Raw genomic sequence first — 6783 nt, 5'->3', positions numbered from 1 at the left:
AACCGGCTACACCCCTGTGGCGCAACCACCCGAAAGCATCACCCGCCACCGCCAACCCCGCTACCGGAAACCCACTGAACCGCTACCCGAAAGTCACCACACCGCTACCAACTAGCCGGTCGCAACACTTGACCCATTCATAAACCGTGCCCTCTGCCACACCGGCATCACGAGCAATCTCGCCGACATCATCGCCTGCAACAAGCCGCGCCACAGAAGCAGCCTTCACATCCTTCGGAGTCCAACGGCCAGCCACAACAACCTCCAAGTCGAGGTGGCGCATTCACCCACTGACAACTCCGCGCGGATTCACCATCTGGTTTTCACCATTTGAGTCCCGAAATCAGCTGACAGCGCACCGGAGCGCAACCGCACCCTAGGCGGCCGTCGCCGGATGGGGGCCGTTTTTGCCATGCGGCAAATATTTGCCACATTCCAATTTCGGTATAACCGCGCCCCTACCGGTTGCCGCGGAAGGCGCGGTCGTTGAGGTCGCGACGGGCCTGCTCGAGCGCGACGAGGTCGGAGCACCGCGGGGATAATGAGGATGCTGCCCCCCAGGGTGCCAGCACATCGCCGTCCGGTGCCTGATCACTATGAGTCGCACTTGAAAAGTCATTGCCCAGAGGTAAGCCCCCTGGACCTGCCTCAGCGACGCATCTCAAGTTGCGCATATAAAAAGCCCAACTTCGGTCTCCCGGAGCCGGGCTAGCTCGCTACTTCGAGAAGTTTACTTAATCGGATAGACCTGCTTGCCCGCGCCGCTCTTCAAAATCAAGCCAGTCTGCGCTGAAAGCGTGACTGGAAGATCAGCGTCCTTGAGTTCGTAAGCGAACTGGGCGGTCACCTTACCGTTCGGCTTAACGACCTTGTTGTCTGCCAAATCATCGGTGTAGAAAACAGCCATCTGCAGATCCTGGCGGACATTCTCGTCCTCCTGCTTAGCGGAGAAAGTTCCGACCCAAGCTTCGATGGTGTCAACCTCGCGCGCACGCTTGTTGGTGAAATCGTAGGTGAACACAATCACCGGCTTCGAGCCCAAAACATTCTCGCGTCCGCCCGCGCGGACAACTTCGACCTTGGTGATCTCAAAACGGTAATCGAGAGAATCGAGAACGTTGTTCTCAAACCTCCCGGACTGCGCTTCGGTAGTCGGAGTTGGAGATGGTGTCGGCTGCTCCGTGGTCGGTTTGACGTTGGTGGAAGGAGCCGGGTTGGTGTCACCCTCGCTCGAACCAGCACCAATGCCAACAAGAGCAAGCAACAGGACAATCACGCCAATTACGGGTCCGGCGAGCCAAACCAGATCCTCGGGCTTCGTAGGGAGCTTGAAGTCCATCTGACTTCCTTTCAAAAAACGGTGAGGAACCCAGGCGGAACCTCTTCAAATCTTCACTTTAACCTGTGAGCGTGGGTTGCGACAGTTGTGTTTCAAGCCTCGCCGACAACTCCTCAGTAGCCCACACCGAGCCCATTGGAACAGTGATTCGCTAGCGAGACGACCCCTACCGGTTGCTGCGGAAGGCGCGGTCGTTGAGGTCCCGGCGCGCCTGCTCGAGCGCTACTAGGTCTGAAAACAGCGCGTTGTAGGCCTCCTCGTCGTCGGAGGGGCGCATGCGCTGCAGCTGAGATTTCAGCTGCGCGATCTGCTGGCCCACCCGCGTCTCCTGCAGGCGGGACAGGACGGAATCGGCGTATTCGTAGAGGTCGTCGGCGTGGATGGGCTCCACGGCTAGCTCGGATACAAAGTTGCGGCCGGTGTAATCGCGCATCTCGCCGGCAACCGCGGCGAGGAAGTTGGAGACGTCGGCGGGGCTGGAAGCGGCGCCAGGTGCAGAGCTAGCACGAGGGCCGGCACCGGAGCTCGCAGAGCCCGCCGACCCCGCGGCAGCGGCCGCACCGGCGCGGGCGCAGCCGCCGGCGGCGGTGATGGCCTCGCGGACCTGGTGGTAGGCGTCGTGGGTGAAGGCGTCGGGGTTGATACCGTCGAAGTAGTTGCCAGCAGCGGCCGGGTGCTGCAGAGCGATCTTCAGTGCCTCGCGCTGGGGCCACAGCACCGGGTCGTCCGGGCGGGGCGGGATGAGGATCTCGGACTGGGCCCCGGAGCTGTCCGGGCCAGCGACGGCACCAACAGACGCGGCCTTCGGCGTGCGCTTCTGCTTTTTCGGCTTCTTCGCCTCGGCGCGGACCTGCTCCAGCACCTCGTCCGGGTTGGGCCAGCCCACCCAGCCGGCCAGGCGGCGGGCGTACTCCTGTTGGAGCACGCGGTCGGAGATGGTGGCGACGACGGGCACGGTGCGTCGTAAAGCTTGCACCCGCCCTTCGGCAGAATCCAGCGAATAGTCCTGCAATAGCGACTCGATGACGAACTCGTAGACCGGCACGCGGGAGGCCACTAGGTCGCGCACCGCCGCGTCGCCGCGCGCGAGGCGCAGGTCGCAGGGGTCCATGCCGTCGGGGGCGACCGCGACGAAGGACTGGGCGCCGAACTCCGCGTCCGTTTCAAAGGCGCGCATGGCGGCCTTCTGCCCGGCCTCGTCGCCGTCGAAGGTGTAGATCAGCTCGCCGCGGAAGAAGCTGTCGTCGAGCATGAGGCGGCGGATCAGGCTCATGTGGTCGCCGCCGAACGCGGTGCCGCACGTGGCCACGGCGGTGTCCACGCCCGCAGCGTGCATGGCCATCACGTCGGTGTAGCCCTCCACCACCACCGTCTGGTGCTTTTCCGCGATGTTCTTCTTGGCCTTATCGATGCCGAACAGCACCTTGGACTTGTGGTACAGCAGCGTGTCTTGGGTGTTGATGTACTTGCCCAGCGGGTCGTCCTCGAACAGCTTGCGCGCGCCGAAGCCGATCACGTTGGAGGCGGTGTCCTTGATCGGCCAGATCAGCCTGCCGCGGAACTTGTCTATCGGCCCGCGTTTGCCCATCGATGACAGGCCGGCGTCGATAAGCTCCTGCACCTCAAAGCCCTTGCGCAGCAAGTGCTTGGTCATCGGGTCCCAGCCGCGGGGCGCGAAGCCGCATTCGAAGTCGTAAATGAGCTCGCGCGAGAAGCCGCGTTGCAGCAGCATGTCGCGCGCGGGGGCGGCGTCGGCGGTTTCCAGCTGCTCGCGGAAGTACTCGTGCGCGGCCTTGTTCGCGGCGAGCAGGCGTTGGCGCGTGCCGCGGTCCACGTGGCGAGCGCCCGTGGAGCCGCCCTGGTAGTTGATGCGGTAGCCGATGTGGTCCGCCACCGCCTCCACAGCCTCGGGGAAAGTCAGCTGTTCCATCTCCATCATGAAGGAGAAGACGTCGCCGCCCTTGCCCGTGGAAAAACAGTGGTAGTAGCCGTGCGCGGGGCGGACGTGGAAGCTCGGGGTGCGCTCGTCTTTGAACGGGCTTAAGCCCTTCAGCGAGTCGTGCCCCGCGGGCTTGAGCTGCACGTACTCGCCGACAATCTCGTCGAGCGGCGCGCGCTGGCGGATAGCCTCAATATCGCTATCCGGAATTCTGCCCCTAGCCATGGCGCTCACTCTAGCGCGTCAGCTGAGCCGATTTGATTCAGCCATGTTTCCTGCGAGTAAGCCGAGTAAGCTGAAAAACGTAGTTAGAAGGAGAGTAAGTGAACGTCAGAGAAGATTCAGAGTTTGTTAGTTTCCAGGGACCCGGACAAACGGTCCGCACGATTGCTACTGGAGGTTTTGCAACGGTCGACGAGGTTGAAACCTCTTCCGGCGAGATTCGAGCCCGAAAACGACTCATAGGTGTTCCCGACTCAAACGCGCACCGCACCAATGTGGCCCGTTTCGAGCGAGAAGTTCAAATCATGCAATCGCTTGCGTCTCCTTTCGTTGTGGAGATCCTTGACTCGTACGATTATCAGTACTCCGAAGACGCGTTGCCACTTCCGTCTTATACGATGCCCGTCGCCGAGGGGAGCCTAAACGACCTTTGGGAAACGCGGGGAGGAGCGAAAGGGTGGGAAGCTAACGCCCCCTTTTACCTATCGCTGCTCAACCAAGCTGCGATGGGGCTTGCTTATTTGCATGTGAACGACATCCTGCATCGGGATTTCAAGCCCGCCAACCTGCTGATATTTGACGGTTCCCGTCTCCGCCTGAGCGATTTTGGAAACGCTACCTCCCCCCAACCGACTTCGGACGTACTCACTCATACTTTCACTCGTATACACACCGACGGTTTCGTCGCACCCGAACAAATGCAAAGCCTGAAGGCAGCGTGTCCTCAATCGGACGTTTTCTCGTTTGGAGCCACCCTGTACTATCTGATGACCGGTAGTACGGTCCAGTACGACTCGAAAGAAATCCAACGAAACCTTGAACGATTCCCTCAACCATTGGGTGAACTAGTCCAAGAGTGCTTGTCTCTGGACATCCACCAGAGGCCGAAAGACGGGGTCATGCTGGCATTACGGTTTCGTGACACTTACAGGGAGCTGTATCAAAATTACGATTACGATCGCTTGAAGATCCCGCGGGATGACCTTGTTCGTGCTCACGCCCTGATCCTTAAGCGTGGTGATAACCGTCTATTGTCTGTTCTGCAGCACATCATTCAAACAACCGAAGTGCCACTGTCTCTCTGCTACACAGAATTTGACAATCGCGCCTTAGAAACAATCGCAAGTTTCGAGGACCGCTCGATTGTTTACAGGCTGTTCGAGACGATCGACGAACGTTTCAAGGAAACCAATAGCTGGAACGACGCGGAGCTTGTAGGTGAAATGTATCGAACCTTACTTACGCACATGAGCCGACAGACCGATTGGAGCATGGAAAATCAGCCCGATCAAGCTTTCGCAAAACGCCTTGCATCAAGTGTTTTGATGGTTTCCGCGCGCCTCAACAGGTATCAGGGAGGTCGAGAATTCCTCAAAATGTTTTGTCAGCAACCACAATTGCCCACACAACTATTTGAGGAGATACTCACGGAACACCCCAGAGAGCGCACGTTCATTGTCGACGATGTTAACTCCGAGTGGATGACGCTGACCCCTGAAATGAGAGCCATTATGTCCTAATAGCCCGGAGAAATAGGTTTTCTAAATTACCGGCTCGTCTTTGAACGGGCTTAAGCCCTTCAGCGAGTCGTGACCGGCGGGCTTGAGCTGCACGTATTCGCCGACAATCTCGTCGAGCGGCGCGCGCTGGCGGATAGCCTCAATGTCGCTATCCGGAATTCTGCCCCTAGCCATGGCGCACACTCTAGCGCGTGGCACGATATGGCCCTATGAAGCGCCCATTCGTCCTGCTCGCATGCCTGTTTTTGAGCAGTTGCCTATCGACGCCACCTCCGGCCGAGCCTGCGTCCGCTTCCGGGCTGCCCGCGTGCGGCTCGCTTCCCGACGAAGCCTGGGACACCGTCGACCTGATCGAGGCCGGCGGCCCCTTCCCCTACCCGGATAACGACGACCGCCGCTTCGGCAACTACGAACACGCGCTTCCCCAGCAGCCAAAGAACTACTACCGCGAGTACACCGTGGACACCCCGGGCGTGAGCCACCGGGGCGCACGGCGCATCGTCACCGGCGGCGGCGCCGACGGCCACGTCGACGAGTGGTTCTACACCGCCGACCACTACGACACGTTCTGCGAAATGGAGGTCAACTGATGCCAGCCGTGTTTATCACCCGCCCGGTGCGCTCGGTGGAGGACCTCGGCGCCGCCATCATCGCGGCTGTCTACGGGGTCAGCGAAAAGGCCGGCGCTTCGTCCCACGAGGCGCGGCCGGTGCCGCGCAACCTCGACGCCCTGGCCGACCTGTTGCGCGAGACCCGCGTGAAGCGGGTGGTGGTGACGGATTGGCGGGTGCCGGAGGCGTCGATAGGCGGGCTGCTCGAGGCGCTCGCCGACGAAGGCGTGAAGCTCGTCCACTAGACCCCAAGTAACAAACCCCCATTAAGGCCCAAAATGGCGCATACTAGGGCTCTGTTACTTGGGGTTTGCGGGTGGGAGAGACTACTTCGTCTCGTACGGGTGACTGGTATGCACAGCCTCGAGGAAGACCGTGCGATCATCGAGGTAGAACCAGATCCGCGCTGAACCTTTCAGCGTCGGTTTGTGTTGCCACCGCTCGAACGACTGCCCGCCGCGCTGCACGGTCCCCAGCTCCCCCTTTAGGCGGTAATTGGTGGGAGTGTTTGCCGTCGGGGTACGAGTGAGGAAATCCCATGCGTCGGCCATCGGGTTCCGCATGGTGGCCACCAGGTCGCGCCATCCCTTCTTAGCCCCAGCCGAGGCGAAGCGGATGTCGTACTCGACCTTCTTTGAGGGCCGCGGAACCAGCTCTCCCTTTCTCCCGGCCGCCATCGCTACGGGCGCTCCACCGGCTCACTGTCTTCGAGCCAGTCGTTTTCCTCGTGCCCGAGCCCTGCCGCGACAGCGGTGGCGGTTTCTTTCCACGCAGTGAACTCAACGAGGGCAAGGTGTGGCTGCTCGGTGGCGAAGGAGGCGCGTGCTGCGTCGATAAGCTCCTGCGCACACGATTCCCTGTCGGCCTGCGACAGCGACAGCATCCAAGGGAATGATCGAGCCATTCGCTCGCCGAGGCTGCCGACGCCTTCCGTTGCCACGGTGATGAGTTGGGCCGCGAGTTCCAGCAACTGCGCCCGCCGTTGCGCCTCCCGCGAGGACATAAGCACGAGCGACTCCCCGTCGCGGCGCGTGACCGTGACTGGGTGTTTTTCCGCTTCGGCGAACACCTCGGCGGACCGCTTGCTCAGGTCAGAGGAGCGGCGGGAATGCGGTGGAGTTCCTGCTGCAAGTGTCATGCCCCTTAGGATAT

At 60.9% G+C, this 6783-nt stretch carries 8 protein-coding genes; 3 read left to right on the top strand and 5 right to left on the bottom strand.

The window, feature by feature from the left end; genetic code table 11:
- Nucleotides 1–730: 730 nt before the first annotated feature.
- Together HMA55_RS09175 and dnaG are read right to left on the bottom strand one after the other, a co-directional pair.
- The gene (locus HMA55_RS09175) at nucleotides 731–1339 is read right to left on the bottom strand and encodes a DUF5067 domain-containing protein (protein WP_181192735.1); all 609 of its coding nucleotides are present in this window, start codon (nucleotides 1337–1339) and stop codon (nucleotides 731–733) included.
- Between the two features lie 166 nt (nucleotides 1340–1505).
- Nucleotides 1506–3503 carry a DNA primase gene (gene dnaG, locus HMA55_RS09170; protein WP_181192734.1) on the bottom strand — a complete coding sequence of 666 codons (1998 nt, stop codon included), beginning with the start codon at nucleotides 3501–3503 and terminating at the stop codon, nucleotides 1506–1508.
- Nucleotides 3504–3601: 98 nt separating this feature from the next.
- On the opposite strand from dnaG, the gene HMA55_RS09165 reads away from it, so the two are divergent.
- The gene (locus tag HMA55_RS09165) at nucleotides 3602–5020 is read left to right on the top strand and encodes a serine/threonine-protein kinase (protein ID WP_181192733.1); all 1419 of its coding nucleotides are present in this window, start codon (nucleotides 3602–3604) and stop codon (nucleotides 5018–5020) included.
- A 21-nt stretch (nucleotides 5021–5041) separates the two neighbouring features.
- Here HMA55_RS09165 and HMA55_RS09160 read toward each other — a convergent pair whose 3' ends face one another.
- Nucleotides 5042–5194: a hypothetical protein gene (locus HMA55_RS09160; RefSeq protein WP_181192755.1), complete on the bottom strand. Its 153-nt coding sequence runs from the start codon at nucleotides 5192–5194 to the stop codon at nucleotides 5042–5044.
- Nucleotides 5195–5229: 35 nt separating this feature from the next.
- Between HMA55_RS09160 and HMA55_RS09155 the strand changes: the two genes are divergently transcribed.
- Both HMA55_RS09155 and HMA55_RS09150 read left to right on the top strand, forming a co-directional pair.
- Nucleotides 5230–5610, top strand: coding sequence for a ribonuclease domain-containing protein (locus tag HMA55_RS09155; RefSeq protein ID WP_181192732.1), 381 nt, complete (start codon nucleotides 5230–5232; stop codon nucleotides 5608–5610).
- Nucleotides 5610–5876 (top strand): hypothetical protein, encoded by a 267-nt coding sequence (locus tag HMA55_RS09150; RefSeq protein ID WP_181192731.1) that lies wholly within the window; start codon nucleotides 5610–5612, stop codon nucleotides 5874–5876. Before HMA55_RS09155 ends, HMA55_RS09150 begins: the two co-directional genes overlap by 1 nt.
- Before the next feature lie 81 nt (nucleotides 5877–5957).
- Here HMA55_RS09150 and HMA55_RS09145 read toward each other — a convergent pair whose 3' ends face one another.
- Entirely contained in the window at nucleotides 5958–6308 is a 351-nt protein-coding gene (locus tag HMA55_RS09145) for a hypothetical protein (RefSeq protein WP_181192730.1), read from the bottom strand.
- Between the two features lie 2 nt (nucleotides 6309–6310).
- Nucleotides 6311–6769, bottom strand: a complete 459-nt coding sequence (locus tag HMA55_RS09140; RefSeq protein WP_181192729.1) for a prevent-host-death protein — start codon at nucleotides 6767–6769, stop codon at nucleotides 6311–6313.
- Nucleotides 6770–6783: the final 14 nt, after the last annotated feature.

Origin of the sequence: Corynebacterium wankanglinii, from assembly GCF_013601005.1 — a bacterium.
Classification (GTDB): domain Bacteria; phylum Actinomycetota; class Actinomycetes; order Mycobacteriales; family Mycobacteriaceae; genus Corynebacterium; species Corynebacterium wankanglinii.
Note: the sequence above shows the minus strand (reverse complement) of the source record. Positions and strands in the feature narration are given on the sequence as shown.

Excerpts from the sequence above, each read along its gene's own strand:
- dnaG (WP_181192734.1), bottom strand. The coding sequence starts at position 3,503 with ATGGCTAGGGGCAGAATTCCGGATAGCGATATTGAGGCTATCCGCCAG.
- HMA55_RS09160 (WP_181192755.1), bottom strand. The coding sequence starts at position 5,194 with ATGGCTAGGGGCAGAATTCCGGATAGCGACATTGAGGCTATCCGCCAG.
- HMA55_RS09150 (WP_181192731.1), top strand. The coding sequence starts at position 5,610 with ATGCCAGCCGTGTTTATCACCCGCCCGGTGCGCTCGGTGGAGGACCTC.
- HMA55_RS09140 (WP_181192729.1), bottom strand. The coding sequence starts at position 6,769 with ATGACACTTGCAGCAGGAACTCCACCGCATTCCCGCCGCTCCTCTGAC.
- HMA55_RS09155 (WP_181192732.1), top strand. The coding sequence starts at position 5,230 with ATGAAGCGCCCATTCGTCCTGCTCGCATGCCTGTTTTTGAGCAGTTGC.
- HMA55_RS09145 (WP_181192730.1), bottom strand. The coding sequence starts at position 6,308 with ATGGCGGCCGGGAGAAAGGGAGAGCTGGTTCCGCGGCCCTCAAAGAAG.
- HMA55_RS09175 (WP_181192735.1), bottom strand. The coding sequence starts at position 1,339 with ATGGACTTCAAGCTCCCTACGAAGCCCGAGGATCTGGTTTGGCTCGCC.